The sequence below is a fragment of the Saccharopolyspora erythraea NRRL 2338 genome, assembly GCF_000062885.1.
GTDB classification, from domain to species: domain Bacteria; phylum Actinomycetota; class Actinomycetes; order Mycobacteriales; family Pseudonocardiaceae; genus Saccharopolyspora_D; species Saccharopolyspora_D erythraea.
In genome coordinates, this window is the sequence record NC_009142.1 from 422,956 (window position 1) to 437,049 (window position 14,094).

The 14,094-nt window shown below is 71.7% G+C and carries 11 protein-coding genes and 1 tRNA gene; 7 read left to right on the forward strand and 5 right to left on the reverse strand.

What is annotated here, in order from left to right; all coding sequences use genetic code 11:
* Window positions 1-101: 101 nt before the first annotated feature.
* On the reverse strand, window positions 102-860 hold the full coding sequence (locus tag SACE_RS01860) for an SDR family oxidoreductase (RefSeq protein WP_009946463.1): 759 nt from the start codon (window positions 858-860) through the stop codon (window positions 102-104).
* A gap of 180 nt (window positions 861-1,040) precedes the next feature.
* Window positions 1,041-2,459: a hypothetical protein gene (locus tag SACE_RS01865; protein WP_231849905.1), complete on the reverse strand. Its 1,419-nt coding sequence runs from the start codon at window positions 2,457-2,459 to the stop codon at window positions 1,041-1,043.
* Window positions 2,460-2,636: 177 nt separating this feature from the next.
* Here SACE_RS01865 and SACE_RS01870 point away from each other — a divergent pair.
* Window positions 2,637-2,710 (forward strand) — tRNA-Thr (locus SACE_RS01870).
* A gap of 151 nt (window positions 2,711-2,861) precedes the next feature.
* Window positions 2,862-3,629 (forward strand): phosphodiesterase, encoded by a 768-nt coding sequence (locus tag SACE_RS01875; RefSeq protein ID WP_011873037.1) that lies wholly within the window; start codon window positions 2,862-2,864, stop codon window positions 3,627-3,629.
* A 5-nt stretch (window positions 3,630-3,634) separates the two neighbouring features.
* Here SACE_RS01875 and SACE_RS01880 read toward each other — a convergent pair whose 3' ends face one another.
* A complete protein-coding gene (locus SACE_RS01880) occupies window positions 3,635-4,075 on the reverse strand; it encodes an SgcJ/EcaC family oxidoreductase (protein ID WP_011873038.1) in 441 nt (146 codons plus the stop codon).
* Between the two features lie 71 nt (window positions 4,076-4,146).
* Between SACE_RS01880 and SACE_RS01885 the strand changes: the two genes are divergently transcribed.
* Complete coding sequence (locus tag SACE_RS01885) at window positions 4,147-4,758, forward strand: TetR/AcrR family transcriptional regulator (protein WP_009946456.1); 612 nt, start codon at window positions 4,147-4,149, stop codon at window positions 4,756-4,758.
* 64 nt (window positions 4,759-4,822) lie between these two features.
* Here SACE_RS01885 and SACE_RS01890 read toward each other — a convergent pair whose 3' ends face one another.
* Window positions 4,823-6,826 carry a transglycosylase domain-containing protein gene (locus SACE_RS01890; protein ID WP_011873039.1) on the reverse strand — a complete coding sequence of 668 codons (2,004 nt, stop codon included), beginning with the start codon at window positions 6,824-6,826 and terminating at the stop codon, window positions 4,823-4,825.
* 238 nt (window positions 6,827-7,064) lie between these two features.
* On the opposite strand from SACE_RS01890, the gene SACE_RS01895 reads away from it, so the two are divergent.
* Together SACE_RS01895 and SACE_RS01900 are read left to right on the forward strand one after the other, a co-directional pair.
* Complete coding sequence (locus SACE_RS01895) at window positions 7,065-7,883, forward strand: SLATT domain-containing protein (RefSeq protein WP_009946453.1); 819 nt, start codon at window positions 7,065-7,067, stop codon at window positions 7,881-7,883.
* Between the two features lie 164 nt (window positions 7,884-8,047).
* Window positions 8,048-8,764, forward strand: coding sequence for a hypothetical protein (locus SACE_RS01900; RefSeq protein WP_009946451.1), 717 nt, complete (start codon window positions 8,048-8,050; stop codon window positions 8,762-8,764).
* A 183-nt stretch (window positions 8,765-8,947) separates the two neighbouring features.
* Here the strand turns inward: SACE_RS01900 and SACE_RS01905 are convergent, their stop codons facing one another.
* Window positions 8,948-11,614, reverse strand: a complete 2,667-nt coding sequence (locus SACE_RS01905; RefSeq protein WP_011873040.1) for a PEP/pyruvate-binding domain-containing protein — start codon at window positions 11,612-11,614, stop codon at window positions 8,948-8,950.
* Between the two features lie 259 nt (window positions 11,615-11,873).
* Between SACE_RS01905 and SACE_RS01910 the strand changes: the two genes are divergently transcribed.
* Entirely contained in the window at window positions 11,874-12,416 is a 543-nt protein-coding gene (locus SACE_RS01910; RefSeq protein WP_009946449.1) for a MarR family winged helix-turn-helix transcriptional regulator, read from the forward strand.
* Complete coding sequence (locus SACE_RS01915) at window positions 12,416-14,032, forward strand: MDR family MFS transporter (RefSeq protein ID WP_009946448.1); 1,617 nt, start codon at window positions 12,416-12,418, stop codon at window positions 14,030-14,032. Before SACE_RS01910 ends, SACE_RS01915 begins: the two co-directional genes overlap by 1 nt.
* Window positions 14,033-14,094 lie beyond the last annotated feature (62 nt).

Here is a 14,094-nt window from a genome sequence, read left to right on the forward strand (position 1 = left end):
GTTGTGGGCGATGGCCGTAGCGGGGTTCTCAGTGCACGGTGGAACATGGCAGTCCGGCGACGCGGTCGGCGGGCCTCAGGCGTTTTGGGATTCCTCCGAGGTCAGCGCGCCAGCCATCCGCCGTCGACGACCAGGACGTGGCCGTTGACGTAGTCCGACGCCGCCGACGCGAGGAACACGGCCGCGCCGACGAGGTCGTCGGGACGCCCCCACCGGCCCGCCGGGATGCGCCGGGTGATCTCCTCGTCGCGCTCGGCGTCCTCGCGCAGCGCCGCGGTGAAACCGGTGGCGATGTAGCCGGGGGCGATGGCGTTGACCTGCACTCCGTGCGGAGCCCACTCGTTGGCCATCGACTTGGTCAGCCCGGCCACGGCGTGCTTGGCCGCGGCGTAGGCGGGCACCAGGACACCGCCCTGGAACGACAGCAGGGACGCGATGTTGATGATCTTCCCGCTGCCACGGGCCAGCATCTGCCGACCGGCGAGGCCGCTGAGCGCGAAGACCGAGTTGAGGTCGATGTCGAGGACCCGCTGCCAGTCGTCGAGACCGAGTTCGGCGACCGGGCCGCGGTGGACGATCCCGGCGTTGTTGACCAGCACGTCGATGTCCCGTGCGGCGAACACCGGATGCAGCGCCTCCGCCGCGGTGCGCGGCTGGAGCAGGTCGACGGCCACCTGCTCGACCGCGGCGCCGTGCGAGCCGGCTTCCTCCGCGACTTCGCCGAGGTCGTCGCGGTGGCCCACGAGCACCAGATCGGCTCCCGCCGCGGCGAGGCCGACGGCGATGGCCCGGCCGATGCCGGTGCGCGCGCCGGTGACCATCGCGGTCCGGCCGTCGAGGCGGAACAGCTCGGTGCTCATGGGGCTTCCTCCGTGCGTCCGGGTGGCCCGGCCGGTCTCGTCCGGTCGCGGACCTGGCCAGTTTCCGACGTGATCATGGAACCCGGTTCCGGGACGGGCAACAACCCGCCGTGCAGCGGTGTCATCGCCCTAGAACTCTCCGCCGTGCGGCGCAGCCGGCGGACCGTTGCCATCGTTTCGTCAGTTCCGGCGTCTCGGCATGGCGGCGACCAGGATCGTGCCCAGCAGCAGCATCGCCGTCCCGGTCCAGAACAGCGGCACCGCGGAGTAGGCGCCGCTGGTCAGCGCGAGCGGCGGCGCCTTCGGACCCTCCGCGATCGGCGCGGGATCGGGGTTGGTCGCCGGGGCGGCTTCGCAGACCACTCCGCCTTCCGGCGCGCCTGCCCTGGCCACCTGCTCGCCGAAGGAGATCTGCGCCAGCGAGGTCGGGATGCCGAGCCGGTCCGCGGGCAGGATGTGCAGGTCGAACATCCGCGCCCCGGCCCGCACCTCGGAACCCACGACGTCCTGGCGCAGCTCGCCGATGCTGAGCCGCACGACGCCGAGATCGAGCTTGCGCGGGTCGAACGGCAGGTCCATCCGCGGCTTGGCGGCATCGATCGTCCCGATCTCCTCGCCGCCCTGGGAGATCCGCAGAACCGGCGCCTGGTACTCCACAGTGGACGTCATCGGATCGCCGGTCGAGGTCGCCGTCAGCGTCGGCTCGCTGATGACGTCGATGCGCAGCTCGCGGTCGGTTCCGGCGAACAACCGGACGCTCGCGACGCTCATCCGCGAGGTGGCCCGGACCGCCTTGCCCCGTTGGCCGGGAACGTCGACGAGCCGGACGTTCGAGTGCGCCTGCATCGCGTTCGGGACGTTCAGCAGCGACGCGCCGCCCGCCGCACCGGTCAGGCCGGTCAGCTCGGCCGGGAACGACGGCAGCGCGTTACCCGCCGACACGCCGGCCAGCGAGGTCCTGGCATCGGCGATCGGCTCCACGCACGGCCCCAGCACCTTGTCCCACCGGGCGTGCGCGCTGCCTTCGAGCACGCCGAGCTTGACCAGCCCGTCCAGCGGCGAGGCCGGCGGCTGGAGCTCGTTCACCGTCGGCTCGGCGTGGTCGGGCACCGCGGTCTGGCTCAGCGACAGTGGTGAGCGCGGCGCCTTGCCCTGGACGGCGAACCCGAAGGGCTGGGCGTCGGCCACCGCGCGCTCGTGCGCCAGGTACGCGCCGGAGTTCGCCTGCGCGCTGGCCAGACCCATGCCCAGCTCGGCGAGGGCCTGCTTCGGCAGGGACTCCTCGAAAGCCGGGTTGTCGAGGATCGTGCCGGTGGGAACCGTCTTGGGCAGGATGCGGATCATGCCGATGCCGGTGCCCGCGTCGGCCACGATCGGACCCGGCTGCGGCACCGGCACCGACTCCGGGGGCTGCGTCGGGTCGTGCGGCGACGGTCGCGGCGTCGTCGGCAACGTCGACTCCTGGGCCAGCGCGTCCGACAGCAGCGCCTCCGGTGCGAGCGCGGCGGGCAGGCTCAGCCCGGCGACGGCCAGCGACGCCGTCGTGCAGACCGCCAAGCGGCGCATCGGGCGGTGACGCATCGGGCGGCTTGGTCGCATCCGGCATCCTTCCGATCGCAGCGTGCGCAGTGACCGGGGTCACTACGTCTGCTAACGACCACGCCTGCGCCCGGTAACGCGCCGTTCGCCGACGTGCGCGCACCCGTGCAGCGGTGGCCTGCGAGGAGGGGTCGTGCGAGGCCGCCGGACGCCGCCCGCTACACTCGGACGCGCAACGCCGCCTTAGCTCAGTCGGTTAGAGCGACGCACTCGTAATGCGTAGGTCTGGGGTTCGACTCCCCAAGGCGGCTCGCTCGAAAACCGCAGGCCACCCGCTGTGGCCTGCGGTTTTTTGCATCTCGGTGCCGAATGTGACGCCGTTGTGGTCCGAAACGCGGTCCGCGCGTTCGCCTGCGGCATGATCGCTTGCCGGGTATGGCTGGTGCCGTGGAACATGCGGGGATGACCATGGCCATCGCGCATCTCAGCGACCCGCACACCACCACCGGTGCACAGGGTGACGAGTCCGTGGAGCGGCTGCGCCGGGGGCTCGACTGCGTCCGAGCTCTGGACAGGCTGCCCGACTGCGTCGTGATCACCGGTGATGTGGCGGACGGTGGTCATCGGCAGGAGTACGAAGCCGTGCGCGCGGTGATCGCTGACTTCCCGGTTCCGGTCCACTTGACGACGGGCAACCACGACGACCCCCGAGGGCTGGCGGAGGTGTTCGGCGGCACGGACGTCCTGGGCGGTGCGCGGGAAGCGCGTTATGCGGTGGACTACCCCGGCTTCACCCTCGTGGCGCTCGATTCGCACATGCCCGGGTCGCCGGGTGGCCGGCTGGGTGCGGACCAGCTTGCTTGGCTCGACGACGTTCTGGCGCGCAGGCCTGATGTTCCGGCGGTCGTCTGCGTGCACCACCCGCCGGTCGCGGTCGGCATCCCGTACCTCGACGGTATGGGCATGGAGGATGCCGCCGAGTTCGCCGGGGTGATCGCCCGCCACCGCAACGTCGCCCGCGTGCTGGCCGGGCACGTGCACCGCGCCGTGGTGGCGGACTTCGCCGGGGCGACGCTGACGACGGCGCCCAGCACGCACATCCAGATCGGTTTCACCACCGGCGAAGACGTGCCCCCGCTGCACGCGGACCCGGCTTCGTTCCTGCTTCACCTGATCGACGGGGCGTCCGCGGTCACGCACACCCTGCCGATCCCGCCCGCGACCGGCTGAGGGGATCAGCCCGACGCGATCTGGCCCCACTCCTGGGGCGCGCGGTCGGCCAGGGCTTCGTCGTGGTGCGCGAAGTCGGCCAGGTCCACGCGGCCGGTGTTGTGGAAGGCCAGGATCCGGCCGTCGCGGAAGACCTTCGTCTGGATGGCGTGCCACTCGCCGGCGCGCGGGCCTGCGGGGACGCGCAGCGTCGACGCGGTGTGCACCAGCAGGGTGCGGTCGTCGAGGGGACGGCTGCCGACCTGCCGAATCTCCAGGTGGCTGCCCTGGTAGATGGTGTCGAAGATCTTCTGGTGCTCCGCGGCGATGACCTCCCGGCCGCGCTGCACGCGCCCGACCACGTCGACGAAGTCGGCGTCCTCGGCGAAGTTCGCCGCCCATGCGGTGCCGTCGCCGGCGTTCCACGCGCGCGCCATCTCGGTGAGCACCTCGTCCACTGCTGTCACGGTTCTGCGCTCCCTGTTAGGTTAGAGCAACGGTCTACTTATTAGAACGACGTTCTAACTATGGAGGGTACATGCCCGCGGACCTTCCCGGCATCGTCCGGCTGCGGGACCGGCGCGAGGCGCTGACGCTGCGCACGATCCTCACCGCCGCGCGCGGGCTGTTCGCCGAACGCGGCTACGCCCGCACGCCGATCCGCCTGATCGCCAAGGAAGCGGGCGTCGCTCCGCAGACGATCTACGCGCACTACGGCTCCAAGGCCGGCGTGCTCACCGGGCTCGTCGACCTGCTGGACGACGAGGCGGGCATCCCCGACCTGATGGCCGAGGCGGACGCGATGGCCGACCCCGAGGCGCTGATCGGCCTGCTGGCCAGGGTGAGCCGCCAGGTCAGGGAGCGTTGCGGCGACATCGTCGCGATCATGGGCTCCGGTGCCGCCGTCGATGCCGACATCGCGGCCACCCAGGCCGAGGCCCAGCGCCGCAACCGCCTCGGCGTGGAGATGATCGTCGACCGCGTGCGCGAGTCGGGCCTTCGCGTCGACCCCAGGGCCGCCGACATCGCGGTGGCCCTGATGAGCGCAGGGGTCCACGACAGTCTCGTCACCGAGGCCGGCTGGTCCTACGACGACTACGAGTCCTGGCTCCGGAACACGCTCCTCGCGGCACTGCTGGGCCGAGACTGAACGTCCTATGAGGACTGATGGCGGCGTGAACCCAGGAAATGGAGCGTGGCCCGGAAGCGCGCCCTTATCGGTCCGCCAGGGGCGGCAGCGGAACCGACGTCGTGACCGGCGGGAACGGGACACCGCTGGGCTCCGCGTAGCGGCCGACGGGCCCGAAGTCCGGGAACGGCTCGACCGGTTCGTCCGCGAGGTAGGCGTTCATGAACCGCTGCCAGGTCGGGCCGGTCAGCACGTCCCCCGCCTGGGACGAGGTCGCGTCGACGACCGGCTGCGGGCGTCCGCGCTCGTCGCTGGCGCTCAGCGACACCGCGGTGGCGATCTGCGGCGTGTAGCCGGCCGTCCACGCCGTCACGGCCTCGTCCGGGGAGCCACCGAACTGGGCGATCCCGCTCTTGACCGCCACCGGGCGTTTGCCGTCCAGCGCCCAGTTCGTCCCCCACGCGCTCCAACTCAGCGACTCGGTGACGTTGCCCGAGACATCCCGGCTCATCTCCGGGTCGTCGCCGAAGGCGGTCCGCGGCTCCGGCTCGAAGGACCTGACCTCGTTGCCGGTGCGGTCCAGCACCCGCCGCACGAAGCGGGGCTCGTGGTCGGCACCGCCGGCGGCCAGCGTCGCGTAACCGCGCGCCACGTCCACTGTGCTCACCGGGTAGTCGCCGGTCGCGATGCCGAGGCCGACCCGCCGCCCGTCGTCCCCGGTGTCCACCCGCATCCCCGCGCGCTGCGCCGCGTCCAGCACGGCCGCCGGGCCGAACTTCGCCGCCATGTTGACGAAGGCCGTCTCCGACGCCTCGGCCATCGCCATCCGCGCGGTGCACGTGCGCGAGCAGTCGACGCCGGAGTTGCGGTAGGTGGCGCCCATGATCTCGTGCGGTGACGTGCCGTCGTAGGTTTCGGCGAGCCCGTGCCCCCGCATCAGCCCGGCCGCGACCACGAACGGCTGCATCGCCGCCCCCGGCGGCTGCGCGGCCCTGGCCCAGTCGAAGCCGCCGATCTCCCGGTCGCCGCTGTGGTAAGCGCGGATCGCGCCGGTTCCCGGCTCGATCGACACCAGCGCCGAGCGCAGGTTCTGGCTCCTGCCCTCGGTCATCGCGGCGACGGCCTCCTCCGCCGCGCGCTGGGCGTCGCGGTCGATGTTGGTGACGACGGTGTTGCCGTCGCGGTGCATGTCCCGGGCCGTGAGCCCGTCGCGTTCCAGCTCCTCCAGCACCCGCTCCCGGATGTGGAACAGCGGCCCGGACATCTCCTCACCGCGCCAGGCGAACCGCTCCCGCGTCGGCGGCACGGCCATCCGCCGCCGCTGCTCGCCGGTGATCATGTGGTTGGCCAGCATCTGGTCGGCGACGTACTCCCAGCGCTTCGCGGCCTGCGCGGCGTTGACCCGCGGGTCGTTCTCGGTCGGCTTCTGCACCGCGCCCGCGAGCACGGCGGCCTCCGAGGCGTCGAGGTCGCGCGGCAGCTTCCCGAAGTAGGCGTTGGAGGCGGCGTGCACGCCCCACGCACCGCGACCGTAGTAGGCGGTGTTGAGGTATGCCTTGAAGATCTCGTCCTTCGGCTGCTCGTTGGTCATCTTGGCGGAGAGCACGATCTCCTTGAACTTCCTGGTGTAGGTGTGCTCGTCCTCGCCGGTCGCGAGCTTGATGTACTGCTGGGTGAGCGTCGATCCGCCGCCGGGGCTGTCGGTGAGCTGGGCGTAGGCGGCGCGCACGATGCCGAGCACGTCGAAGCCGCCGTTGCTGTAGAAGGAGGCGTCCTCGGCGGCGAGCGTCGCCTGCCGCATCGCGGGCGAGACCTCGTGGAGGGAGCCGATCATGGTGCGGTTGCCGGTGCCGGGCACTATCCGGGTCATCTCGGTGCCGTCGGCGTACTGGAGCACGATCGACTGCTGGGTGCCCGTGGCGACGGCCCTCGGGTCCGGCACCTCCCACACCGCGTAGCCGACGGCGAACGCGCCGACCGCGCCGAGCAGCAGCGCGGTGGCGGTGAACACGGAGGCGCGCAGCGCCCGGCGCAGGCGTCTGCGCCGGCGTGCCGCCGGTACGAGCACGGTCGTCGCGTCATCGCTCACAATTCACTCTCCCGGTGGGGAATTGCCGTCGATCTTTCATACGGACGGGTGATGAATTCGGTTGCTTCCCGATCTGATTTCCGTGAGATCGGCGGCGCTGACACAGTGACTAGTCAGGCAGTCCCCGAAATGGAGCGACTCCTCCCGCAGCGCCACCGCGACCAATCACCTGGCGGCCGATCGCCGGCGGCGCGCGGGTCTAGTCCGATCACCGCAACGCGCCGGAAGGATCGAAGTGATGGACCAAGTGGACGCCGCGGGCATCATCGGCAGCGGCGTGATAACCGAGAATCCGCGGGCGCAGGACTGGGAACGCCGGATCGCCGAGCGGTCGGAGCAGCTGTACCGGTCGGGGCTGGTGAAGCGGTTCCTGCTGGTGTGGGCCTGCGCGGCCAACCCGTGCCTCATCGCGTCGACGGTCTGGTGGTTCGCCTTATCCGGACCCCGGCCGCTGCCCGTCGCCGCGGCGGTCGCGACGCTGATCTCGGTCGTGCTCTCGGCGCGACTGCTCTACACGCAGCACCTGCGGGTGCGCGGGATGGAGCAGGAGGTCCGCGCCATGGAACTGGCCTTCCGCGAGCAGCTCCTCGACGAGTTCGGCTCCGAGGACCTGCTCGGCGTCCGCAAGCACTACCGGGCGCACCTGCCCGAGGTCATCGAGCGCTACCGGGCCGAGGCCCGCGGCCACCGGCGCCGGGACGGCGCGTTCCAGGGCGTCGTCATCGCCGGTTCGGTGGTCGCGGCGTGCACGACCGCGCTGTCGGTGTCCATCGTGGACATGAGGTGGGGTGCGGTGGCGCTGAGCCTGGTGGTGGCGATCGCCGCGGCTCTGGCGGGCCACGGACGTTTCCGGGAGCGGGGCGCGGTGCTGCAGCAGACCGCGGACTCGCTGGAGCGCGAGTACGAGTCGGTCGAGCTGCGGGTGGGCCGCTACCGGCGGTTCGACGACGAGGCGCTGGCCTACGCCGAGTTCGCCGACACCGTGGAGGCGTTGCGAGCCGAGCATGGCGTGACGTCGCCGCCGCGGATCGACGTCCTGGGCGCGCTCGGACAGTAGTCGCATTTTTATTTATCGCTCGAAGGTGGGGCGCAGTTCCGGTATGTCGATCACGGACCGTTCATTTTTCACGCTCGTGTGATCGCTGAATCGTGGTCGTTGATCTGTCCGTAATCTCCCGCGGAGCGCACAGGAATCAGCCTGTGCAGGAAAGGAGCAAGGCGATGAAACGCAGCCTGAGCGCCGCGGCCGCAGTTCTGGCCGGAGGCGCCGGCGTAGCCGGCCTCGCCGGCGCCGCCACCGCAGCCGAGATGCCGGAGTTCGGCATCGACATGCCCGTGCAGGGCAAGGACACCGTCCTCGCCACGTCCAACTTCACGGGCGCGCTGCAGAGCGCGCACAAGATGGTCGGCGACGTGGTGCCCGCGAGCCCGACCGCGAGCCGCTCGGACACCCCGCACCCGCTCGGCCCGGCCGGTGAGCTGAACAGCACGGACCCGGTCGGCGGGGTGCTCAACCCGCTGGTCGGCCAGGTGGCCACCCCGAAGACCGCCTCCCCGTTCGACATCGTCGGCGGCGTCCTGCCGCACGGGCAGCAGCTCCCGGTGAACATGCCGGCGGGCCGCACCTCGCCCAACCCGGTCAACGGCGTGATCGACCCGCTGATGGGCGAGGGCGGCGGTTCCCCGCTCGGCGGCCCGGTCGGCGGAGCCGTGGACGCCCTCGGCACCAGCAACGGCAGCACCCCGGTGGTCGGCGACGCGCTGAACCAGTCCACCCCGGTCCAGCACCCGATGGGCCGGAGCACCGCGGGCCCGCTGGTCGCGGTCGCCCACACGCTCGCGGACGCCACCGGGCAGAGCCCCGACGCGACGGGCGTGCACAAGGCCGCCGGCAACGTGCTGGCCAACGGCCCGCTCAGCGGCAACATCGGAGCCTGATCGCCGGACCCGTGGCGCCGGTATCGCGTGCCGATCGATGGCCCTCGCCCAGGAGGCGGGGGCCATCGTCATGCCCGGGGCCTGTCCGGCGGCGGACATGCGGCGGAGGTCTCCGCGAGTCGGGTGCGTGACACCGCAATCCCATGCCGACGATGCCCCACGACCGTCGGCCGGAACCGCTCGTCAGGTCGCGGCGCTCTCCTCGGCGGCGCCGGGCAACTCGACCGTCCCGGCTGAGCCGTCCACGGTGATCCGGTCGCCGGTGCGGATGCGCTCGGTGGCGGCCGGCACCCCGACGACGGCGGGAATCCCGTACTCCCGGGCGACGGTGGCGCCGTGCGAGTTCGGTCCGCCCATCTCCATCACCAGACCGCCCGCGGTGAGGAACAGCGGTGTCCAGCCCGGATCGGTGGACGGCGCGACCAGGATCTCGCCCGGCGCCAGTTCGACCCCGACCGGATCCCGCACCACCTTGGCCGGGCCGGTGATCGTCCCCGCCGACGCCGAAGTGCCGGTCAGGACGCCGTCGGCGGTCTCGGTGAGCATCGCGGCCTCCGGCTCGGTGCCGTCGGACAGCAGCAGCCGCGGCAGGTGCCTGCGGCGAAGTTCCCGCTCGTGGGTCCCGCGCCGGGTGGTCACCAGTCCGCGGAGGTCGGCACCGGTGACGGCTTCCTCGACCTCGTCGAAGTCGAGGAAGAAGACGTCGTCCACGGCGTCGAGCCGTCCGGACGCCACCAGGTCGGCGCCCACTGCCCGCAGTGCCCGGCGGACGTGGGCGACGCCCAGCACCATGCAGTACTTCGGCATCTCGCGGATGCCGACGATGCCGCGGATCCGGTCGATGGTGAACGCCGCCGCTCGGGCGCGCAGCGGGCTGGTGCGCCGCAGCCGGCCGACGACCTCGGCCGCCTTGGCCTCCGCCTCGGCGACCCCGAGCCGGTACTGCTCGTCGGCCGCGTGGCCACCGCCCGCGGAGCTGACGTAGTTGGCGACCAGGCCGAGGACCTGCGTCGGGTCGTCCGCCCAGCGCGGCATCCCGGCGTCGATCTCGGCGACCGCCCGGTGCCCGTGCCGGTCGAAGAACGACTCCAGCGCCGCCTGCACCGAACCCGGGAGGCGTCCCTCGCGGTAGCGTTCGGCCAGTTCCTCCGCCGTGGTGCCCGGTTCCACCGACTGCGCGAGCCGCCACAGCTCGAGGTCCATCTCGGTGGTGACGTTGTGCGGGATGCCGCGCAGGAGGATCTGGGCCTCCTCGGCCGTGACGTCCGGGCCCAGGACCGACGGCATCAGCTTGCTGAGGCTCATGCCGGTGAACAGCTTCGGGATCAGGCCGGCCACGCGCGGCACCACCACGTCGGGCACGACGCGCCGCGCGTGCGCCAGCCGCTCGGCGGTGCCGGACGGATGCGGGCGCGCCAGTTCCCGGCGGATTTCGTCCGCGACACGGGAAGCGTGGGCGCGGGCGCTCGCCGGGCTCGCGAGGGTGCGCGCGACGGCGACCGGCACCCGCAGTCGCGCCGCGATGCCCGCGAACCGGCGCAACAGCGGCAGCGACGACCCGCGCCGCACCGCGAAGCGCGGATCGTCGAGCATGCCGTCGACGACCTTGCCGGTCCGCACCTCCATCATCGCCAGCAGCTTCGGCAGGACGCGGCGTCCGACCGGGTGGCGCACCACGTCGGTGATGTCGAAGAACACCCATCCTCCCGCCTGCCGCCAGACCGGCGGCGAGTCGCGGTCGACGGGAAGTCCGACGCGGCGCATGAACCCGACCCCGAGGCCGCGCAGGACGGCCGCGCCCATCGGCGTGAGCGGCCGGTACACGCCCTGGGCGACGTTGACCGAGAAGTACGCGCGCACGCCGTCGCGCCGTTCGGCGGGCAGCGGGAAGAGGGTCGTGACCGGCCGGGCCTGGGTCACCCAGAGCGTTCCCGCGGCGTCGACGGCCCACTCGATGTCCTGCGGTGCGCCGTAGTGCCGCTGGACGGCGGCACCCGCTGCGGTCAGCGCGCGCAGGGCGTCGTCGTCGAGCGTCGGTGAGCCGTTGCCCGCGACGGTCTCGGTGCCGCCGCCCGGTTTCGGCCGGACGCTGACGGCCTTGTCGCCGAGCTGCCTGGTCAGGACCGCGCCGGTCGCGGTGTCGACGACGAAGTGGTCCGGGTTCACCGCGCCCGACACGACCGACTCACCGAGCCCGGTGTTGGCGTCGACGACGGTCTCCCCGCGGTTTCCGGTGACGGGGTTTGCGGTGAACAGCACGCCGGAGACCTGCGCGTCGACCATCCGCTGCACCACGACCGCGAGCTTCACCGCCCGGTGGTCGATGCCGTTGGCCTCCCGGTAGGCGACCGCGCGGTCGGTCCACAGCGAGGCCCAGCAGCGCCGCACCGCGTCGAGCAGCGCGGACGCGCCGATGACGTTGAGGTAGGTGTCCTGCTGGCCCGCGAAGCTGGCGTGCGGCAGGTCTTCGGCCGTGGCCGACGAGCGCACCGCCACCGGCACGTCGTCGCCGAGTGCGGCGTAGGCGGTGGTCACGGTGTCGGCCAGGGCGGCGGGCATCTCGACGCCGGTGAGCCGGTCGCGGATCTCGGCGGCGGTCGAGGGCAGGCCGTCGAGGGCGTCGCCGACGGCTGCCGCGCAGACCTCGTCGTAGGCGCGCGTGGTGAGGCAGAAGCCAGGCGGTACGCGCACTCCGGCGGCCAGCAGCTCGCCGAGGTTGGCGGCCTTGCCGCCGACGACCTCGCCCATGCCCGCGTCGATCCGGCTCAGGTCGAGCACCTGGCCGGTGGTGGTCTCGACGGTGCTCATGGCCGCCTCCTCGTGCCTGCGGCGCCCTCCGGTGGGTGCCATGCCCGAAAGGTAACCCCGCGGCGGGCAGGAAATCAACACTTGTTGAATTACGGTCGCGCACGCGCTCCGCGATCGCGCGGACACTTACCGCTTCGGGCGGAAATGCATTGCAAGCAAAGAAGATTGGGCCGTTCGGCGGCATCCGGGCCGAGTGGTCAAGCGCACAGAGAACTGAGTTGCCCGCGCCCGTCCGTGCGATGCATGCTTGCGTCCAGCAACTAGTTGGTTGCTGCAATCAAATCGGTTGCGCTCGCCGGGGGTGGATGCACTGGGGTCGGGGGAAGAGCGCGAGCGGCTGCTCGCCGACGCGAGCGGAGTGGCCGACGCGCTGGGCAGGCTCGCCCGGGCTTCTGGGCACCTCGAAGCGCACGCGAGCAGGCACGGGGCCGACCGCGTCGGCTACATCCTGCTCAAGCTGCTGGCGACGGAGGGGCCGCTGCGGTCCAACGCACTGGCCGAGGCGTTGCACGCGGACCCGTCGACGATCAGCAGGCACGTGTCGCAGCTGGTCAGGAACGGTCTTGTGGAGCGGACCGTCGACCCGGACGACAAGCGCGCCTGCCCGCTGGCGATCACCGCGAAAGGCGGGGAACGGCTCGCCGACATGCGGCGACGCCGAGACGAGACGCTCGCCCGGCTCCTGGAGTCGTGGCCGGGCGCCGAGCGCGCCGAGCTGGCCCGGTTGCTCGGCCGTTTCGTCGACGAGTACGAGCGCGCACTGCCGCAACTGCTGACGGCGGTGCTGGAGCAACGGCCGTTCGTCGGCCATGCGCCGGAAACGGCGCCGAGAGGGGAGAACTGATGTCGGAAACGGCCGAACGGGCCGCACCCGCGCCACCGGGCGTGAGGTTGACGCACCGGCAGATCCTGACCGTCCTCACCGGACTGATGCTGGGCATGTTCCTGGGTGCCCTCGACCAGACGATCGTGAGCAGCGCGATCCGGGTCATCGCCGACCAGCTGCACGGCCAGACCGCGCAGGCATGGGTCACCACGGCCTACTTGATCACCGCGACCATCACCACGCCGCTGTACGGCAAGCTCTCCGACATCTACGGCCGCAAGCCGCTGTACCTCGCGGCGATCTCGCTGTTCCTGCTCGGATCGGTGCTGTGCGGGCTGGCGAACTCGATCTACGAGCTGGCCGCGTTCCGCGCCATCCAGGGCCTGGGCGGCGGCGGACTGATGTCGCTGGCGCTGACGATCATCGCCGACATGCTCCCGCCGCGGGAGCGCAGCCGCTACCAGGGCTACTTCATGGCGGTCTTCGGCGTGTCCAGCGTCGTCGGCCCGGTCATCGGCGGCCTGTTCGCGGGGATGGACAGCTTCCTCGGGTTCGCGGGCTGGCGCTGGGTGTTCCTGGTCAACGTGCCGGTCGGCCTGATCGCGCTGGTCGTCGTGGCCAAGGTGCTCAACGTCGAGACCGAGCGGGTCCGCCACCGCATCGACTACTGGGGCGCGGCCGCGCTGGTCGTGATGCTCGTGCCGCTGCTGACCGTCGCCGAGCAGGGCCGCGAGTGGGGCTGGGGCTCGGCGACCTCGCTGGCGATGTACGCGATCGGCGCGGTCGGCCTGGTGCTGTTCGTCGTCTCCGAACGCCGGATGGGCGACGAGGCGCTGCTGCCGCTGCGGATGTTCCGGCTGCCGTCGTTCCGGATGGGCAACGTCCTGAACTTCATCGTCGGCGTCGGCATGTTCGGCGGCCTGATGTCGATGCCGCTGTACCTGCAGATCGTCAAGGGCCTCGACCCGACCGCGGCCGGCATGCTCATGCTGACCATGACCGCGGGCATCATGATCTCCACGACCATCGCGGGCAGGGCGATCTCGAAGACCGGCAGGCTCAAGCCGTTCCCGGTCATCGGCTCGGGGATCATGACCGTCGCGCTGCTGCTGTTCAGCCGCCTCACCGCGGACACATCGCTGGTGCAGGTCGGCCTGATAGCGGTCGTGATGGGCCTGGGGCTGGGCCTGCTGATGCAGACGCTGACCCTGGTGGTGCAGGCCGACGCGACCCGAACCGACCTCGGCGTCGCGACCGCGTCGGTGAACCTGTTCCGCCAGACCGGCGGCACCGTCGGCGCCGCGGTGTTCCTGTCGGTGCTGTTCTCGACGGTCGGCGGGCGCATCGCGGACGCGATGCGAGCCGCGGCGGTGAGCCCGGAGTTCACCGCCGCGCTGCGCGACCCGGCGGTGCTGGCGGACCCGGCGAACCGCGACTTCCTGGCCGGGATGCGCGGCGGGGCACCGCCGGACCTGAACGACACGTCGTTCCTGTACCACCTCGACCCGCGCCTGGCCCGGCCGGTCCTGGAAGGCTTCGCCAGCGCGATGGGCACGGTGTTCTTCGTCGGTGCGTGCGTCGTCGGCGTCGCCTTCGTGCTGACCTGGTTCCTGCGGGACACCCGGCTGGACTGAGCGCGGTACCGGACACACGGCGGTGAGTTGTCCACAGGCCTGTGGACAACTCACCTTTCTGT